Genomic DNA, 17585 nt, shown 5'->3' with positions numbered 1-17585 from the left:
CGCGGCACTCATCCCGGGCCGGCCTGCTCTCCCCAGCCCGTCCGGCGCTTGAGGACGAGGCCCTTCGGGCCGAAGGGGGGTCCGGGGGCGCAGCCCCCAGGGCCGGTCTCGCCATCCAACCCGCACCGGACAACGGCCGCACCGCCGGAGGCCTAAGCGCCCGCCGACTGTCGAACATTGGCCCGCACCCAGTCCACGATCGACCGAGTGGTCGCCCCGGGCGTGAAGATCTCCGCGACGCCCTTCTCCTTCAGCGGAGGGATGTCCGCCTCGGGGATGATCCCGCCGCCGAAGACCAGGATGTCCTCCGCGTCCCGCTCCTTGAGCAGGTCGATCACGGCGGCGAACAGCGTGTTGTGGGCGCCGGAGAGAACGGACAGCCCGATCGCGTCGGCGTCCTCCTGGATCGCCGTGCCGACGATCTGCTCGGGAGTCTGGTGGAGACCGGTGTAGATGACCTCCATACCGGCGTCGCGCAGCGCCCGCGCGATCACCTTGGCACCCCGGTCGTGGCCGTCGAGCCCCGGCTTGGCCACCACCACGCGGATCGGACCGGCGTCCACGCCCATGTCTGCCTCCATGAAGTGACTGCACTCATCCCTACCGACGGGTACTGCAGTACCCGCACCGGCCGGGAATGTGAACGAACGCTATCGCCAGCATCCCGCAACCGGCAGTTTCGCGGTGTTGGCCGAGGGGGAAATCACACGATGGGACACGTTCACCGCGCACCGTTCCGGCGGGAACAGGCGCAACGGGAGCCGCAACGAGGTCGCCGCAGCACGGCACCGCAGACCGCGCGCCGTGGCGGTGCGGTGTGTCGACGACACGAAGAACCGTCGACCGCCTTCCTCGCGGCTTCTCACGAGGGCACACGGGGGACAGAGGCGTCCTCCTGCGTGCCGACAGGAGGCCGGCCATGAAGGTCACCAGGGCAGGGATGCCCCTTCTTCCGCTCTGTCAGCGGCTGCTTCCGGGCAGACTGGCGGGGCTCTCCCTGGCCCTGCTGAAGGCGACCGCCCTGGAGTTCGCGATCCTCGCCGGGCACCTCCTCCTCTATCCCTCCGGCATCACGCAGGAACGCCGGGGATCACCGGCCCGGCTCCCCGCCACGGACGGCGCGGCACAGCTGCCGACCGAGACCAAACCCCCGGTCGTCCTCCTGCACGGCTTCATCGACAACCGCTCGGTCTTCGTGCTGCTGCGCCGCAGCCTCGCGCAGCACGGCAGGCAGCAGGTCGAGTCGCTCAACTACTCGCCGCTGACCTGTGACATCCGCACCGCGGCCGAGCTGCTCGGCCGGCACATAGAGGAGATCTGCGAGCGCACGGGCAGCAAGCACGTCGACGTCGTCGGGCACAGCCTCGGCGGGCTGATAGCCCGGTACTACGTGCAGCGGCTCGGCGGTGACATCCGCGTGCGCACGCTGGTGACGCTCGGCACCCCGCACTCCGGCACCCGGGTGGTTCCGCTGGCGAACGCCCACCCGATCGTGCGCCAGATGCGCCCCGGCTCCGCGCTGCTCGATGAGCTGACCCGGCCCGCCCCGGGCTGCCGTACGCACTTCGTGAGCTTCTGGAGCGACCTCGACCACCTGATGGACCCGCTGGAGACCGCCTGTATCGACCACCCCGACCTGATGGTGCAGAACGTACGGGTGAGCGGGATCGGCCATCTCGCCCTGCCCGTGCATCCCGCCGTCGCGACCGGGATACGCCAGGCCCTGGACACCGAGCGGACAGGAGCCGAAGCCGCCGCCCACGCCGACGGCCTGACCGTGGCCTGACCGCCCCCGCCACAGCAGGCTTACTTACGGCCTTCGGACAGCACTCGGACAACACACGGACGACCTTCAGACGGCCGGTCGACCTCGAACATTCTTCGAACGCAGGGCCAAACTCGTGCCCGCCCTCCCCCGAAACACGGCCGAATGACCGTTTCCTTCGCGCACGAAACCTGTTGAAGATTGTCGAGCCCGTATACCGGCGGGTACAGTCGCCGCACTGCTCTGGCAGCCCCTGTTGTCGAGGCGAAAGAGAAGTTGGTGAACGACCGTCACCCGTCGGGGACCATGACCACCCCGGCTCCGGCTTCCGACGCCGCCACGGCGCACTATGCCTCGTACGGCACGCAGGAAGCCCAGTACGGCGACTTCACCACGTACGGCGGCTATGACGCCAATGGTTTTGCGACCGCCGGTCACGCCACCGCGACCTTCGACGCCGACCCCCTGTTCGGCAGCCTCCCGGGCGACAGCACCGGTGTGCACGACGCGCAGCAGTGGGCCACGGGCAGTCACCAGACTCTGAACTACGACGCGTACGCGGCCCAGCACTACGCCGCCTACGACACCGGCGCGTACGACACGACCGCCTGGAACGCCGGCCGGCAGCCGCTCTCCGCCATCCCGCCGCAGGCCACCGCGCCCGACGTCTCCGGGCAGTGGGACGCGAACGCCTGGCTCCAGCCCGATCAGTCAGGCGCCCCCGCCGACCGGACCCAGCAGTGGGAGTGGGGCACCCAGGCCTTCGACACCGGGGCGTACGACGCCACGCAGTGGAACGCCGAGAGCCACGAAGGCCACGAAGGCCACGACACAGCCGCACCCGCCGACGACTACGAACAGCAGGCCGATCAGGGCTCGTACGACCAGCCCACGCCGGACGGCGGCCAGTTGGACGCCACCGGAGAGCTGCCCTCCGTCGCCCCCGTCGCCCCGCTCCTCGACGACCAGGAAGAGGTCACACCGGCTCCGGCGTCGCGTGCGGCCTCGCGCAGCGGGAGCCGTTCCCGCCGCCGTGCGCCCGCCAAGCGCTCCGCGCTGCTGACGATCGCCGTGCCCTCGGCGTGTGTGATGGGCGTGGCCGGTATCGCCGCCGCGTCCGTGGGCACCTTCAGCGGCGACAAGGACACCTCGGCGAGCGCGTCGGACGCGCATGCGGTGAAACCGGCAGCCGCCAACAACAAGCTGGACTCCCAGATCCAGAGCCTCTCCGCCGGCGCCGACGACTTCGCCGACCGGGCCAGCCGTACGCAGGAGCGCATCGACCTCAAGGCCCAGCAGGCGGCCGACAAGAAGAAGGCGGCGGAGGAGGCGGCCCGCAAGGAGCGGCTGCGCCCGAAGTTCGCACTTCCGGTCGCCCAGAAGGGGCTCAGCGCCTACTTCGGCCAGGCCGGCATCAACTGGATGTCCGTGCACACCGGCATCGACTTCCCGGTCTCGTACGGCACGACGGTGATGTCCGCGGTCGACGGCACCGTCCGCACGCAGTGGAACAGCGCGTACGGCAACATGATGATCGTGACCGCGAAGGACGGTACGGAGACGTGGTACTGCCACCTCTCCAGTTACCGCGTCTCCACCGGTATGTCGGTGAAGGCCGGCCAGCCGATCGCGTACTCCGGGAACTCGGGCAACTCGACCGGTCCGCACCTGCACTTCGAGGTCAGGCCGGCCGGCGGTTCGGCGATCGATCCGCTGCCGTGGCTGCGCAGCCACGGCCTGGACCCGACGTAGGACCGTAGGACCCGGGGGCCACGCCCCCAGGCCCCAGGCCCGTTGTTCCTACAGCTTCTCCACCGGCGCGTACCGCAGCAGCAGCCGCTTCGGCTTGGCCTCGCCGAAGTCGACCGTCGCCTCGGCGTTCCCGCCCGTGCCCTTCACCGCCACGACCGTGCCGAGTCCGAACTGGTCATGGGTGACCCGGTCGCCGACCGCCAGCGAGACCACCGGCTTGTCGGAGGCCCGCCTGGTGGCGAAGCCGGACGCACCCGACGCCGACGAGCGTGAGCGGGAGGACGACAGCGAGGCCGCCACTCCGGATGCCGGGCCGGAGGCGACCGGTGCCGTGGCGCCCGTCCGCTTCCAGTCGACGTGCTGCGCCGGAATCTCCTCCAGGAACCGGGAGGGCGGGTTGTACGACGGCTGGCCCCATGCGCTGCGCAGGGACGACCGCGTCAGATACAGCCGTTCACGCGCGCGCGTGATGCCGACGTACGCGAGCCGCCGCTCCTCCTCCAGCTCCTTGGTCTGGCCGAGGGCGCGCATGTGCGGGAAGACGCCGTCCTCCATGCCGGTGAGGAAGACGACCGGGAACTCGAGGCCCTTGGCGGTGTGCAGGGTCATCAACGTGATGACCCCGGAGCCGTCCTCGTCCTCGTCCGGAATCTGGTCCGAGTCGGCGACCAGCGCGACGCGCTCCAGGAAGCCGGCGAGCGAGCCGGGCTCCTCGCCCTCGCCGGACTCCTGCTCGAACTCCAGGGCCACGGCGGCGAGTTCCTGGAGGTTCTCGATCCGGGTCTCGTCCTGCGGGTCGGCGGAGGCCTGCAACTCGGCGAGATAGCCGGTCCGTTCGAGGATCGCCTCCAGGACGGTCGCCGGGCCGACGCCCGACTCGACGATCGTCCTGAGGTCCTCCATCAGCGTGTTGAACTTCTTGACGGCGTTCGCCGACCGGGCGGCCATGCCGTACGCCTCGTCGACGCGCTTGAGCGCCTGCGGGAAGCTGATCTTCTCGCGCTGGGACAGGGCATCGATCATCGCCTCCGCGCGGTCGCCGATGCCGCGCTTGGGCACGTTCAGGATCCGGCGCAGCGGCACCGAGTCCTCCGGGTTGGCCAGCACCCGCAGGTAGGCCAGGACGTCCCGGACCTCCTTGCGCTCGTAGAAGCGGACGCCGCCGACGACCTTGTAGGGCAGGCCGACGCGGATGAAGACCTCTTCGAAGACACGGGATTGGGCGTTCGTGCGGTAGAAGAGGGCGACGTCGCCCGCCTTCGCGTCGCCCGCGTCCGTGAGGCGGTCTATCTCGTCGGCGACGAACTGGGCCTCGTCGTGCTCGGTGTCGGCGACGTAGCCGGTGATGCGCGCGCCCGCACCCGCGTTGGTCCACAGGTTCTTGGGACGGCGCGACTCGTTGCGCTCGATGACCGCGTTGGCCGCGGAGAGGATCGTCTGCGTGGAGCGGTAGTTCTGCTCCAGGAGGATGGTCGTCGCGTCCGGGTAGTCCTCCTCGAACTGGAGGATGTTGCGGATCGTCGCGCCGCGGAAGGCGTAGATCGACTGGTCGGCGTCGCCGACGACGCACAGTTCGGCGGGTGGGAGGTCGTACTCGTTGGGCGGTACGTCCTCATCGTGCTGGGCGGTGCCGACGAGTTCCCGTACGAGCGCGTACTGGGCGTGGTTGGTGTCCTGGTACTCGTCGACCAGGACGTGGCGGAAGCGGCGGCGGTAGTGCTCGGCGACGTCGGGGAAGGCGCGCAGCAGGTTGACCGTCGTCATGATCAGGTCGTCGAAGTCGAGGGCGTTCGCCTCGCGCAGCCGCGACTGGTACATGGCGTAGGCCTGGGCGAGGGTCTTCTCGAAACCGTCGGTTGCCTGGGCGGCGAAGTCCTCCTCGTCGATCAGCTCGTTCTTCAGGTTCGAGATCTTGGCGCTGAAGGACTTCGGGGGATAGCGCTTGGGGTCGAGGTCCAGGTCGCGGCAGACCAGGGCCATCAGGCGCTTGCTGTCGGCAGCGTCGTAGATCGAGAAGGAGGAGGTGAAGCCGAGCTTCTTCGACTCCCTGCGCAGGATGCGCACGCACGCGCTGTGGAAGGTCATCACCCACATCGCGTTGGCGCGCGGGCCGACGAGCTGCTCGACGCGCTCCTTCATCTCGCCCGCGGCCTTGTTGGTGAAGGTGATCGCGAGGATCTGGCCCGGGTGCACGTTCCGCTCGCCGAGGAGGTGGGCGATGCGGTGAGTGAGGACGCGGGTCTTGCCGGAGCCGGCGCCGGCCACGATGAGCAGGGGGCTGCCGGAGTGGACGACGGCAGCGCGCTGGTTCTCGTTCAACCCGTCCAGGAGCGCGGCCGCGTCGATCGCCGGGCGCGGGGCGCCGTCGCGGTAGTAGGCGTCCCGGTCCGGGGGCACGTCGAACTTCCCGCCGAACAGATCGTCCGGAACGGGCTCCGGCAGGTGATCGTCCTCGGGCGGCGGCGGGGATTCTTCCTCGTGGCCGCGGGGGGCCTTGAGATCCGCCAGGAAGCTGTCGTCAAAGAGGCTGCTCATCGCCTTCCGAGTCTAGGGTGCCCCACTGACAGCCCGCCGCCGCCCCGGGAACTTCCGCCGAATCGGGGGCCTTGTGGGCCTCGGCCGCAGAAGCCGCGGATCTTCCGGATCCGGCCGCCCGGCGTCTTCCTGCCCTCCGAGACCGTGCCGTCACGGTCCGCGACCGACCAGGCCGAGACGTAGACCGTGCCGCCCCGCGGGGCGACGGCCACTCCCGCCGGAAAGGGCACCTTCACGTCCGTACGCCTGCCGCCCGAGACCTTCGTCACGACGCCGGCGAAGAGCCGGCTTACGTACAGGTCGCCCCGTTTGTTGAAGCGATGCCGTGATCGCGCCGAAGCCGGACGTCCACGAGGATCTTTCCGCTCCAGGGGTCGACCTGCCACACGCGCGCGGTGGGCTTCGCGGGCTCGCCGTTCAGCTCGCCGACGTAGAGGTTGCCGTCCTGGCCGAGGGCCAGGGAGGTGGGGACGGCCTCGTGCCCGTCGTGGTCCTTGAAGACCGTGAACGGGCGGGCCCTGCCGCTCCTGGGCACCACGATCAGGTCGTTGCCGGCCGCGTCCGCGACGATCCTGCGGCCGTCGGGGAGCGCCAGGACGGCGTACGGATCGGAGTCGACGGCCGTCTCGTGCGGGTTGCACGTCAGCTCCTCGGCGGAGACGTCGGCGGCGATCCTGGCCCTGGCCCGGTCGATCGACAGCAGGTTGCCGAGCTTGTTCCAGGGCCGGGCGGTGGGCACACCGGCTTCGGGCCCAGGTCTCCACGCCCCAGACGCTGCCGTGGCAGGCCGAGACGCCGTTCAGGCCGACCGCGAAGCCCCCGTCGGGGGCACCGGCCGAGGCAGGCCGTCGACCAGGCGGTGGTGCTTCCAGGGCGCCCCCTCGCGGAAGACCTTGCCGACCGCCGCCGTCAGGCCGATGCAGGTCGGGCCCTCGGGTCCCTCGCCGAGGCACTTCCTGCCGCCGCGGCCGGCCTCGGCGACGTACGGACGACCGCGGTCGCAGGAGAGCCGACGCGGATTGTCGAGGTCCTTGGCGATCACGCGGATCACCGGCTTGCCGCCAAAGTGTCCGCCGGAGTCGCTCGCGGGTGCGATGCCGCGGTGGCGGCCAGGGCGACCGATGTGCCCAAGACGGGTGCTGCGCGCTTTCTCATGGCCGTACCCCCTCACCCAGCGCGGTACCTGACCGCGGCCGGCTGGAAGTTAGCGCCAGGAAGCGGGCGCATGCCGTCAGTCCGGTCAGAAGGCGCATGAATCTACGCAGATCATTGCGGAAGGACCACGTTTCGCGACGCCCTGACCCAAGGTCACGAAAATGTATCGGGCATATCGAACATCAACCTTCACACGGGCCCCACGAGTTGGCTACCGTTCCGAGCAGGCCGCACGACACCCACCGGCGAACGTCGCCGGGCCGAGCAGCCTCCGCTGAGTCCGGTATGCCGCCGCGCATCCGGAGCCGGGGACCCACCGATCCCGGGGTGAATCGGTCCGACTCCTTTCCGGGGCGCGGACCGTAGGGCAACCCTTCCGAACCACCCGCCCGAACCCGACAGCTAACTCGGTAGGCGGAACGTGGAAGGAGTCGCCTCCCTTGGCGTCGCACCGCAAGTCACGCCCCGCTGTTACGCGCGTAGCAGGCATACGCACCCCCGCTCTCGCCACGGCCGCCCTCACCTCCATGGCCCTGCTGTCCCAGTCGGCCATTGCCGCCCCCGCCACCGACGGGCAGCCCAGTCTCGAGGAAGTCGAGAAGAAGGTCGACGACCTCTACCGCCAGGCGGAGTCGGCCACCGAGAAGTACAACGCGGCCAAAGAGAAGACCACGACGCAGCGCAAGCGCGTCGACACCCTCCTCGACGACGTCGCCCAGCGCACCCAGAAACTCAACGCGGAGCGGGAGGAACTCGGTTCCTACGCCGCCGCCCAGTACCGGACCGGCGCCGCCGCACCCGACACGGCGACCTTCCTGCTCGCCGACTCGCCGCAGGACTACTTCGACCAGACGCATCTGATGAGCCGGCTGACCTCCCGCCAGAAGAGCGCGGTCGACGACTACTTCACCGAGCAGTCCGCGACGATGAAGAAGCGGCAGGAGGCCTCCAAGAGCCTTCAGACGCTCACCAAGACGCAGAGCGACCTGCAGACGGCCAAGTCCACGGTGCAGGCGAAGCTCTCCGGCGCGCGCGAGCTGCTGTCGAAGCTGACCGCCGAGGAGAAGGCTCGGCTCGCGGCGATCCAGCGGAAGAAGGAGCAGGAGGCCGCGCGCAAGGCGGCCGAGCTGGCCGAGCGGCAGGCGGCCGAGCAGAAGGCCAAGGAGGAGGCCTCGGCCGGCGGGAGCGGTTCCTCCGCGGACTCGGGCAGTACCTCCGGCACCGGCTCCTCGTACGCCACGAAGGCCGAGAAGACGCTCGCCTTCGCCCGTGCGCAGATCGGCAAACCGTACGTCTGGGGCGCCACCGGCCCCGGCTCCTACGACTGCTCCGGCCTCACCCAGGCCGCCTGGAAGGCCGCGGGCGTCAGCCTCCCGCGCACCACCTACGACCAGGTGAACGCCGGCACCACCGTCCCCCTGGCCGACGCGCAGCCGGGCGACCTGGTCTTCTTCTACGACGACATCAGCCACGTCGGCATCTACATCGGCAACGGCATGATGATCCACGCCCCGAAGCCCGGCGCGTACGTCCGCGAGGAGTCGGTCTACTACGGCGGCGAATCGATCATCCACAGCGTGGTGCGGCCGGCCTGAGGCACCCCGGAGCGGGGCACGCGCGCGTGCAGGTGTTTTTGGACCCACGCGCGCGTGCCCCGCGCCCCTGCGGCGGCGGGTCTCCCTAGGCTCGGCCCCATGTCCGCCTCCTCCGCTTTCCGCGCCTGGTGGGCGCAGCGCTCGCCGGCGGCCGGGGCCGCCCTGATGGCGACCGGCATCGTGTCGGTCGGGCTGCATCTGACCGGGTACGAGGTGTTGTCGCGGATCGCCCTGGTCCTGACCTGTGTCGCCTGGGTGGGGCTGGCGGCGGACTTCGGCGCGCGTCTGGTGCGGGATCCGGAGAGGTGGCTGGCACAGGCGCGGACACCGGACTCGCTCACCGCCGTCGCGGCGACCGCCGTACTCGGGACCCGGTTCGCCGCCCTCGGATGGCAGACCCTCGCCGAGGCCCTGCTCGCGCTGGCGGCCGTGCTGTGGCCCGTACTGCTCGTCGACGTCGTATGGCACTGGTGGCATCGCATGCCGGGTTCGGTGTTCCTGTGTTGCGTGGCCACACAGGGGCTCGCGGTGCTCGGCGCCGCGCTCGCCGCAGCCGAGACGACGGCATGGCTCGCGCACGCGGCACTCGTGCTGTTCTGGCTCGGGCTCGTGCTCTACGGCTTCGCGCTGGCCCGCTTCGACCTGCGGCAGATCACTCAGGGCCACGGGGATCACTGGGTGGCGGGCGGGGCGCTCGCCATCTCGGCGCTCGCCGGATCGGGGCTCCTCGCGGCGGACAGCGCACGCCTGTACCTGTGGAACGACGACGACCGCGGCGTGCTGCGCGCCGTCACCGTCGCGCTGCTCGTGCTCGACATCGCCTGCTGCGCCGTACTGCTCGTCGCCGAGGTGGTCCGGCCGCGGCTCGGCTACGACGCGCGCCGCTGGGCGACCGTGTTCCCGATGGGGATGACGGCGGCGGCCGGGCTGTCCGCCTCCGCCGCCCTCGACGTCCCGAGGCTCAAGGGGCCCGGGCAGGTGCTGCTGTGGATCGCCGTGGCGGCGTGGGTGGCCGTCGCCGCGGGGGCCGTCGCGTCGGCCCGCGTCGGCATCAGGTCCACAGCACCGCGATGAAGATGTTCGCCGTGGTGAGCAGGCCCACCACCCCGAACATGCTCTTGTCGACCTTCTCGTCGTCCCGCTTCACATAGACCAGGCCGAGGACCACGACCAGCAGGGCCAGCTTCAGGCCGATCTTGACGGTGTTGACGTGATGGCCGTCGGCCTGGTTGAGGCCGACCAGGATCGCGCCGGTGACCAGCATCGTCAGCGCCCCGTGCAGCATGCCGGGGACGAAGCGGGCCGTGCCCTGCCCCATCGCCTTCATCTGAGTGAGGAAGCCGCCGAGCAGCGCGGCGATGCCGATGATGTGCAGGCCGACGAAGAGATGGATGAGTACGTCCATGAGGCCGGAGCTTAAACAGGGGCTCACGGGCGTCCGACACCGCCCCGTCCTTCACCCGTGGACCGCGCACATATGCGGCCCAGCGGCTCATAGCAGCTCGCCGTCGGGCGCGGCGCCAGAACCGTCACTTCGGTCAGCGCACTGCGCGAAGTCGACGGCAGGGGCCGCGGATCACGGACGTATACGGTCACCCGGCGATCCGCCCGGGGCACTTCCGCACATCGCGTTACCGAGCCGACACCGTCAGGTTTAGCGTCCTCCACCAGGTGGCCGGCTCCCCACCGCCGCCCGGGCCAGGGGCGGCAGTCGGACACCACCGCCGAGAAGGTCCGGCGGCGGACCGTTCCCCCTGTGCGGGCCGCCGCCGGACGCGTGAGCCGCTCGGAAGTGGTCGGAACAGGGCGGAACAGTGCGGACAAGGCGGAACAGGGCGGTTCTACGAAAGGACGTGCAGTCCACGTGGCAGCGCACCGCAAGCCCAGCCGGCGCTCGCTCAGCGGCAGTTCGGCCCGGACCGCGTTCACGATCGCCCTGGCGGGTGCGGCGACCGCGACGGGTTTCGACGGGACCGGGCACGCCGAACCGGAGCTGACTCCCGCGCAGGTCAAGGCGAAGGCGGACAAGCTGTACCAGGAGGCGGAGGCCGTCACCGAGAAGTACAACGGGGCGAAGGAGAAGGCGGACGCCGCCGAGCAGCGGCTGTCGACGCTGCGGGACGAGGCGGCACGCAAGACGGACGGGCTCAACTCGGCGCGGGACGCGCTGGGTTCGATGGCCGCGGCGCAGTACCGCGACGGCGGCCTCGACCCGGCGCTGCAACTCGCGTTGTCCAACGACCCGGACCGCTACCTCGAGGGCGCCGAGTTCGCCGAGCGCGCGGGCACCCGGCAGGCGGCGGCCGTCGCGGACGTACGCAAACAACTGCGGGAGATCGAGCAGCTGCGGGGGGCCGCGCGCATCGAGCTGACCTCGCTCACGTCGCGGCAGGCGGAGCTGGAGCGGGACAAGAAGGCGATCACCGGGAAGCTGGCAGCGGCACGGCGACTGCTGGCTCGGGTCCCGGCCGCGGAACGTGCTCGGCTCGGGCTCGGCGAGGACGGAGGCACGCGCGCGTCACGGTCCGGCCCGGGCACGCGGGTCGGCCTGGAAGCGCCCGGTGGCGCGACGGCCGAGGCGCCCGGCTCCCGTGCCGCGGCCGCCGTCTCGTACGCCTACGCCAAGCTCGGCAGCCCCTATGTGTGGGGCGCGACCGGCCCGGACTCCTTCGACTGCTCGGGCCTCGTCCAGGCCGCCTACCGCTCGGCGGGCATCTCCCTGCCTCGCACGACCTACGCCCAGATCGGCTCGGGCCGGCGCGTCGCCCGCTCCGAACTGGCCCCCGGCGACCTCGTGTTCTTCTACTCCGGCATCAGTCATGTCGGCATCTACGTCGGCAACGGCCAGATGATCCACGCTCCGAATCCGTCGGCGCCGGTGCGGATCGCCCCGATCGACGAGATGCCGTTCGCGGGCGCCACGCGGGTGGTGTGAGGAGGGCTGACGCTCTCGTCCTCGCGACCCTCACCTCAATTCCGCTCGGGGATCTGCCCGAGCCACAACCGCCTTCCCAGGTCGTCGAGTTCCTCCTTGCGCGCCTCGCACTCCGGTATCGCCCGCTTGAGAAGCATCCAGTAGTCGGGCCCGTGCCCGGAGACCTTGATGTGTGCCAGTTCGTGAGCGATCACGTAGTCGACAAGGTGGGCAGGCAGCTGGAAGACAGCCCAGTGCAGGGCCATCGTGCCGGCGCCTGCATCGCCGGGCCGGTACGTTCCCCATCGGTTTCCGACGTCGCGAACGTTCACCGCAGGTTCGGGAACCTCCATGCGGGCAGCCCACGGCTGAAGACGTCCCCGCGACCACCGCAGCCCGGCCTTCCGGTACCAGGCGACCAGGTCTCGCCGCGCTCGGGCGGGCTCCGCCGCGACTGCCTTGTCCATTCTCAGCCGCCCCGCCGACAGCCGCACCGGAGCCCTGCCCTCGTCCACCAGAAGCAGCCGGTACTCGCGCCCCAGATAGCGAAAAGTCTCGCCGTCCCGGAACTCACGCACCGGATGCGCCGGCCGGTGCCGTTCCCGCAGCACAAGTTTCGACTCAAGCCAGGCCCGGCTCTGCCGCACGAAGTCCTCAGCCCTCGCCACATCACAGCTCACAGGCGTGCGCAGGGTGAGCGTGCCGTCCCTCTCGACTGTGAGTCCGAGCCGCTTGCGCCGAGCACTCACAGCGATCAGGAAGTCCCTCCCGTCCACCCCGAGCACCTGACCGTCGACAAGCTGAGGACGCTCTGTGACACCGGAGGGCGGGACGAGATCTGGCACGCGTTCTATTGTCCCCGCCCCCGCGCGCGGAACGCGGAGGCATGCTGCTGCGCGTATCCGGCGATCGCGTTGGACAGATCACGCAACGGTTTGGGATCACGCTCTCGCGGCTTCAGCCCCGCTTTCCGCAGTTCGTGCCAGATGGCGATCCGGAGATCACCCAGGCTCGACTCGTTGGCCGACCAGGACGCCCGGTTCACATACACGGAGATGAGCGAGCCGAGATCGACGGTCAGGCCACGCAGAAACTCCTGGCCCGGCTGCTCGAACGCCGGCTGCTCGGCCAGTTGCTCCGACAGTTTGGTGTACAGCCGCTGCTCGACGGGACTCAGATCCGCCACAGCCGGGTCGGCCTGCTCCGCCTTGCGGGCCCTGTCGATGAGCGGCCCGACCCGCTGCCTGATCTCGTCCCAGCGGCCGTCGAACTGGTCGAGGATCTCCTGGAGCTCCTGCGCGAGCGTCCGGTAGACCGGGCGGTCCTCCTGCTCCAGACGTTCCTCCAGGTGGTAGCGGAGTGCCTGCACCTGCTCCGCCGCCGATTCCCGGGCCTCCGGGATGCGCCCCACGACCTCGTCGAAGTCCGGCGCGAGAATGGACACGGGCGCGATCACCTGCGTCAGCTCGGGCAGTTCGAGGTGATCGGCGATCATCGCCCGCACTTTCCGGCCGTACGCGCGCAGGGCGAACTGACCGCCGGTGTCGTCCCGGTAGTGCCGACGCACCCGTCTCTGCAGTACGGCCCACTGTCGTGCGCTGGGAATCTGCTTCAGCGCCGCCTCGTGCGGCAGTACACGCTCCAGAGCACCCAGGAAGGCGCCCATCTTGCTGTCGAAGTCGGCCCGGGCGGACTGGTCGCCCAGCGCCCACAGACCGCTGGTGACGCCCTCGGCAGTGTCGAGACGCGTGATCCCCAGTCCGTCCAGGAACCGCTGCATCTCGGCACCCGCCGCCTCCAGGTCCGGCACCTCGCTGGCCAGACTCCGTACGGCACTCAGCGCGGGCCCGTCGCCCTTGTACGCGGGCAGGGTCACCGCGAGGTTGTTCAGCACCCCGTAGTAGTCCACGACCCGGCCCTCCTCCTTGCCGTTGCGGGGCCGGTTGACCCGGGCGATGGCCTGCAGCAGCTCGGCGTCCTGAATGGGCCGGTCCAGGTAGAGGGCCTGCTCGATGGGCGCGTCGAAGCCGGTGAGCAGCATCGACTTCACGATGAGGAAGGCGATCGGCCGCTGTTCCCGGTCGCTCCACGGGTTCAGTCCTGTCTCCACCGGGGCGGTCTGCGGGACACTCCACGGGTTCATGGCGACCACGCCGCCCGGCTCGGAGTCGTACTCCGGCGGATGGTCAACCACCCACGGGTTGTCCTTCGGCAGCTCGGGAAACGGCTCCAGGAACTGCTCGACGTGTTCCTGCTGCCGCTGCGGGTCCGTCCACTCCTGCCACCGCCCACTCTTCTGCTCGTTCCCGGCGGAGATCACCGGTACGAACTCGATACGGCGCAGCAGTTCCTGGTAGTGCCAGGCGCGCAGCAGCACCAGCTCGTCCCAGGTGTAGTCCTTGAGGTCCTTGTGGCGCAGTGTCGCCGGGTCGAAGGCCCGGACCTTGGCGAGCAGTTCGGCACGGGCGTCGTTCAGCATGTGCCGGTAGAGCACGGCGGCGCTGCGGCTGACAGCGGCCACCTGGGCCTTGAACCCTCCGGTGAGCGGGCCGGTGACGTAGTGCTCCAGCATGTCGACGGCCTTGCGCCGGATGATCGGGAGGGACTCGGCGACATCGCGGCTGGTGGGCTTCAGTCCCTTGCGGACCTTGTCCTTGTCCTCGTCGCTCAGGCTGGCGATGAGGTCCTCGAACTTGTGGTTGATCCCCCGCTCGTCCTTCACGTTCGCGGGCCCGGCCCGCCCCTCGTAGCGGACGGGCACGACCACCTTGTCCCGCTCCGCCTCGTCCATGAGGTAGGCGTCGAGGAACTTGTCGTCCGGCTCAAGACCGAAGATCCGCCCGGTGTCGTGCAGCTTGCCCTTCATGATCGGCGTACCCGTGAAGCCGATGCGGGCGGCGTTCGGCACCGCGTCCCGCAGGCAGGCGTGCAGGACCGAGCTGTGCGAACGGTGCGCCTCGTCGACGAGCACCAGCACGTACGGCGAGGTGCTGCACTCGCTGAACCGCCGCCTGACCTCCTCGATGACGTCGTCGTCCGGCGTCGGATCCGCGGCCTCCTCGGCGGACTCACCGTCGGCGATCCGCTCCTGAGCCGCCACGAACTCGACACTCGGGTCACGGTCGTCGTCCGCCGTCTCCGCGACGAGCCCGGGAACCCGCCCCAGGTACTTCTGGATCATGGCGAAGATGACCGCGCGCCCTCCGGGCTTGCCCGCCCGTTGCAGCATCCCTTCCACATCCGCCTGGGACTTGGCGATGCGTACGGGGCGACCGCTGACCCGCACCGCCGCCGACAGCTGTCGTTCGAGCTGCTTGCGGTCGGTCACGACCAGGAGGGTGAACCGGTTCAGCCCGGGGTCCCGGCTGCTCTGGAGCCGACGCGCGAGGAAGGCCATGGTCAGGCTCTTGCCGGAACCCTGGGTGTGCCAGATGACACCACCGCGCTCGTCGTCCTCCGCCGCGGGGTCGAGGCGGGTGCGCCCGGTCCTCAGCTTGGCCACGATCTTCTCGACGGCCCGGTACTGCTGATGCCGGCACACCGCCTTCACGGTCAGCGGCGGCTCCCCCTCCTTGGTCTGCACCGGCATCTCGAAGACGTAATGCCGCATGACGTTCAGCAGATTGCGCGGCTTGAGGACGACGGCGGCGAGCTTGTGCTGGTCGGTGAGCTTCTGCCCGTCGGAGAGCAACCGCGCGCCGTCGTCCTGCCGGACGGCCTGCAGCGCGCGCACCAGCGCCGCGTCGTCCTCGTAGTCCGGGGTGACGCTGCGCCAGGCGGCGAAGTGCTCCTCGGTCGACGTGATGGTGCCGAGGGCCGCGTCGTCCCCGCTGGCGGCGACGAGCAGTTGCACGGAGGCGAAGAGCTCCGGCACACCGCTCGGCCGGTCGTGCGGCGCCCGGACGTCGTCGTCCAGAGGCTCCCCGGAGTAGGCCCGCAGATCGCGAATGGCCTTCCCTGTCGGATCCTTGACCTCGGGGCTCTTGCACTCGATGACGACGACGGGGATCCCGTTGACGAACAGGACGAGATCGAGGACGACATCCTTGCCGTCGGCGGCACGTACCCTGAGCTGGTCGACGACGAGGAACTCGTTCCTCCTCAGGATCTCGGCGTCGTCGAGTGCTTCCAACTCCCAGTCGACGTACTGGACATGCACCGTCTTGTCCTGGTGGTGGACCTCGTGCCCGGTCGCGGGCGTACCGCTGAGCAGCAGACTCGTCACATCGCTGTTGACGTCCTTCAGCTTCTTCGTGGCGACGTTGCGTGCGGCTCTGCGCAGTTCGCCGACGGCGCTGTCGACGTCCGCGTCACCCATCCAGGGATCGCCGGTGCCCGATACACGGTTGATCCGCCGAATCGCCGAGCCGAGGCGCCGGGTGAGCAGGACGTCTCCGTACGCCCGCTCGTCGTCAGGCCCGGTGAGCTCCGGTCCGTGGACGTGCCGCCACCCCATCGCCTTCAGCTGCTCGACGAACGGGCGCTCCACCTCGTCCAGTTCGGCCGTGCCCCGTGCCATGCGTACGCGCCTCTCCCCGTGTGCTGCCTGGCCTCGGCCAACGGTTCTGACCGGTGTTCCATTCTGCGGCAGACGAGGCGGATGTGACGCGGGGATGCACGGTTCAAGCCACGGGTTGCGAGCCGTACGCGAAAACGGCTCACGCGCGCAGCGGCATACGGATCGCTTCGCGCACCTGCGCGGCTCGTACGTGTACGGCCGGCGGAGGCAGCGCCCGCGGCGCGGCCGTGGTGCCGCCACGGCAGGCCCGACAGAGACCGCCGGGCAGGGCCTCAGGGCGGCCGGGAACGCGGCACTCGGTGCACTCCATGATCAGGCGTGCCCGGGGCTCCGGGCGCTCCGCCGGGGCGGGCAGCTCGGGCGGCATCTTGTCGCGGAGGCGCCGGTGCACGAGGGCTCGGGGTGAGTACACCTGCTCGGGGAGCCCTGCGACGAGGGATTGCGTCAGGCCGGCCGATGTCACGCCACGGGCGAGCCAAGCGGCGGCGAGTTCTTCAAGGGCGGCACAGTCGGCGGCGGAGAGCGCCAAACAGGGTTCGGTGCGGCCGAGTTGGGCGAGGGTTTCGTACGCGAGGGAGGGGCGAGGCCGCTCTGTGGGCTGGGGTGCTTCGGCCCGATCAGCTCGCTCCGCTTGCTCGGCTTGCTTCGGTTCCTGGCCCGGTACGTCGCCGGGCGCGGCCGGAGACGTAGAGGCTGGGCACGCCTCCGAGGAAGTCTCGGGCCGGACTTCGTTCGTTACGTCACCGACGAGGAGCCGGGCCCACCATTCGCTGTCACGTGCGGTACGGGTCCAGTAGGTGCGGAACACCCAACGGGTTACCCCCTCCACAGCGTCGACGCCCTCTGCGCGGCGCCGCACTCGACGGAGGTGCCCGGCCCGGGAGAGCTCGTTGAGGGCGGTGCGGACGGCCTGTTGACCGTAGAGGGGCAGTGCCTTGGCGAGCGTCTTGGCGTCCATGGCGGCACCGTCGGGCAGCCGGTCGATGAAGGCGGCGATGTAACGCTCGCGGGGCGGAAGGTGATCGAAGCAGCCGGAGCGGAACGGGAGCTGGTCCGGGGCGGGCCGCTTGCCGTAGCCGGGATTGGCCATGGGGTGTGCGGGTGCGGGCACGACCACGTTAGGGTCTTGGGAAGCCATGAGATCGTTGGTTCCGATCTTGAGGTCAGACCCCGGTTTGGTGCTGGTAACACCTGCCGGGGTCGTTTGTTTGTTGCTGCGAACGCTAGAGGTTGACCACGGCGCGTGGCAAGCCGGTCACGAAAAGTCATGTGCGGTGGTACGCGCAGAGGTTGGGAGGGAGGTTGGGTTGAACCAACCTCCCAATCCTCACAAACAGAGCTCGAATCTCG

The 17585-nt window shown here is 70.0% G+C and carries 13 protein-coding genes and 1 riboswitch; of the genes, 5 read left to right on the top strand and 8 right to left on the bottom strand.

The window, feature by feature from the left end; translation table 11 throughout:
• Positions 1 to 152: 152 nt before the first annotated feature.
• Positions 153 to 569, bottom strand: a complete 417-nt coding sequence (gene icmB, locus ACYUED_RS27615; protein ID WP_491294458.1) for a coenzyme B12-dependent isobutyryl CoA mutase small subunit — start codon at positions 567 to 569, stop codon at positions 153 to 155.
• Between the two features lie 350 nt (positions 570 to 919).
• Here icmB and ACYUED_RS27610 point away from each other — a divergent pair, with 350 nt between their 5' ends.
• Positions 920 to 1786, top strand: coding sequence for a lipase family alpha/beta hydrolase (locus ACYUED_RS27610; RefSeq protein WP_491286092.1), 867 nt, complete (start codon positions 920 to 922; stop codon positions 1784 to 1786).
• 258 nt (positions 1787 to 2044) lie between these two features.
• Entirely contained in the window at positions 2045 to 3517 is a 1473-nt protein-coding gene (locus ACYUED_RS27605; RefSeq protein WP_491286090.1) for a M23 family metallopeptidase, read from the top strand.
• A gap of 48 nt (positions 3518 to 3565) precedes the next feature.
• On the opposite strand, the gene pcrA is transcribed toward ACYUED_RS27605, so the two are convergent.
• The 3 genes from pcrA to ACYUED_RS27590 form a co-directional block, all read right to left on the bottom strand.
• Positions 3566 to 6052, bottom strand: coding sequence for a DNA helicase PcrA (gene pcrA, locus ACYUED_RS27600; RefSeq protein WP_491286088.1), 2487 nt, complete (start codon positions 6050 to 6052; stop codon positions 3566 to 3568).
• Positions 6053 to 6341: 289 nt separating this feature from the next.
• Positions 6342 to 6791 carry a ScyD/ScyE family protein gene (locus tag ACYUED_RS27595; protein WP_491286086.1) on the bottom strand — a complete coding sequence of 150 codons (450 nt, stop codon included), beginning with the start codon at positions 6789 to 6791 and terminating at the stop codon, positions 6342 to 6344.
• Positions 6792 to 6851: 60 nt separating this feature from the next.
• Positions 6852 to 7094, bottom strand: coding sequence for a hypothetical protein (locus ACYUED_RS27590; protein WP_491286084.1), 243 nt, complete (start codon positions 7092 to 7094; stop codon positions 6852 to 6854).
• Positions 7095 to 7469: 375 nt separating this feature from the next.
• A riboswitch (cyclic di-AMP (ydaO/yuaA leader) is annotated at positions 7470 to 7639 on the top strand.
• A gap of 8 nt (positions 7640 to 7647) precedes the next feature.
• Here ACYUED_RS27590 and ACYUED_RS27585 point away from each other — a divergent pair.
• Positions 7648 to 8802: a C40 family peptidase gene (locus tag ACYUED_RS27585; protein WP_491286082.1), complete on the top strand. Its 1155-nt coding sequence runs from the start codon at positions 7648 to 7650 to the stop codon at positions 8800 to 8802.
• A 99-nt stretch (positions 8803 to 8901) separates the two neighbouring features.
• The gene (locus ACYUED_RS27580; protein ID WP_491286080.1) at positions 8902 to 9876 is read left to right on the top strand and encodes a tellurite resistance/C4-dicarboxylate transporter family protein; all 975 of its coding nucleotides are present in this window, start codon (positions 8902 to 8904) and stop codon (positions 9874 to 9876) included.
• Here ACYUED_RS27580 and ACYUED_RS27575 read toward each other — a convergent pair.
• Positions 9854 to 10207 carry a hypothetical protein gene (locus ACYUED_RS27575; protein ID WP_491286078.1) on the bottom strand — a complete coding sequence of 118 codons (354 nt, stop codon included), beginning with the start codon at positions 10205 to 10207 and terminating at the stop codon, positions 9854 to 9856. The two genes, ACYUED_RS27580 and ACYUED_RS27575, sit on opposite strands and share 23 nt — an antisense overlap.
• 459 nt (positions 10208 to 10666) lie before the next feature.
• Here ACYUED_RS27575 and ACYUED_RS27570 point away from each other — a divergent pair, with 459 nt between their 5' ends.
• Complete coding sequence (locus tag ACYUED_RS27570) at positions 10667 to 11737, top strand: C40 family peptidase (RefSeq protein WP_491286076.1); 1071 nt, start codon at positions 10667 to 10669, stop codon at positions 11735 to 11737.
• Between the two features lie 35 nt (positions 11738 to 11772).
• On the opposite strand, the gene ACYUED_RS27565 is transcribed toward ACYUED_RS27570, so the two are convergent.
• The 3 genes from ACYUED_RS27565 to ACYUED_RS27555 form a co-directional block, all read right to left on the bottom strand.
• Positions 11773 to 12561 carry a M48 family metallopeptidase gene (locus ACYUED_RS27565; RefSeq protein WP_491286074.1) on the bottom strand — a complete coding sequence of 263 codons (789 nt, stop codon included), beginning with the start codon at positions 12559 to 12561 and terminating at the stop codon, positions 11773 to 11775.
• Between the two features lie 5 nt (positions 12562 to 12566).
• Positions 12567 to 16235, bottom strand: a complete 3669-nt coding sequence (locus ACYUED_RS27560; protein WP_491286072.1) for a type I restriction endonuclease subunit R — start codon at positions 16233 to 16235, stop codon at positions 12567 to 12569.
• Between the two features lie 139 nt (positions 16236 to 16374).
• Complete coding sequence (locus ACYUED_RS27555; RefSeq protein WP_491286070.1) at positions 16375 to 17373, bottom strand: hypothetical protein; 999 nt, start codon at positions 17371 to 17373, stop codon at positions 16375 to 16377.
• Positions 17374 to 17585 lie beyond the last annotated feature (212 nt).

This window comes from Streptomyces sp. DF42, from assembly GCF_058267695.1.
This window is presented reverse-complemented; position numbering and strand designations above follow the sequence as displayed.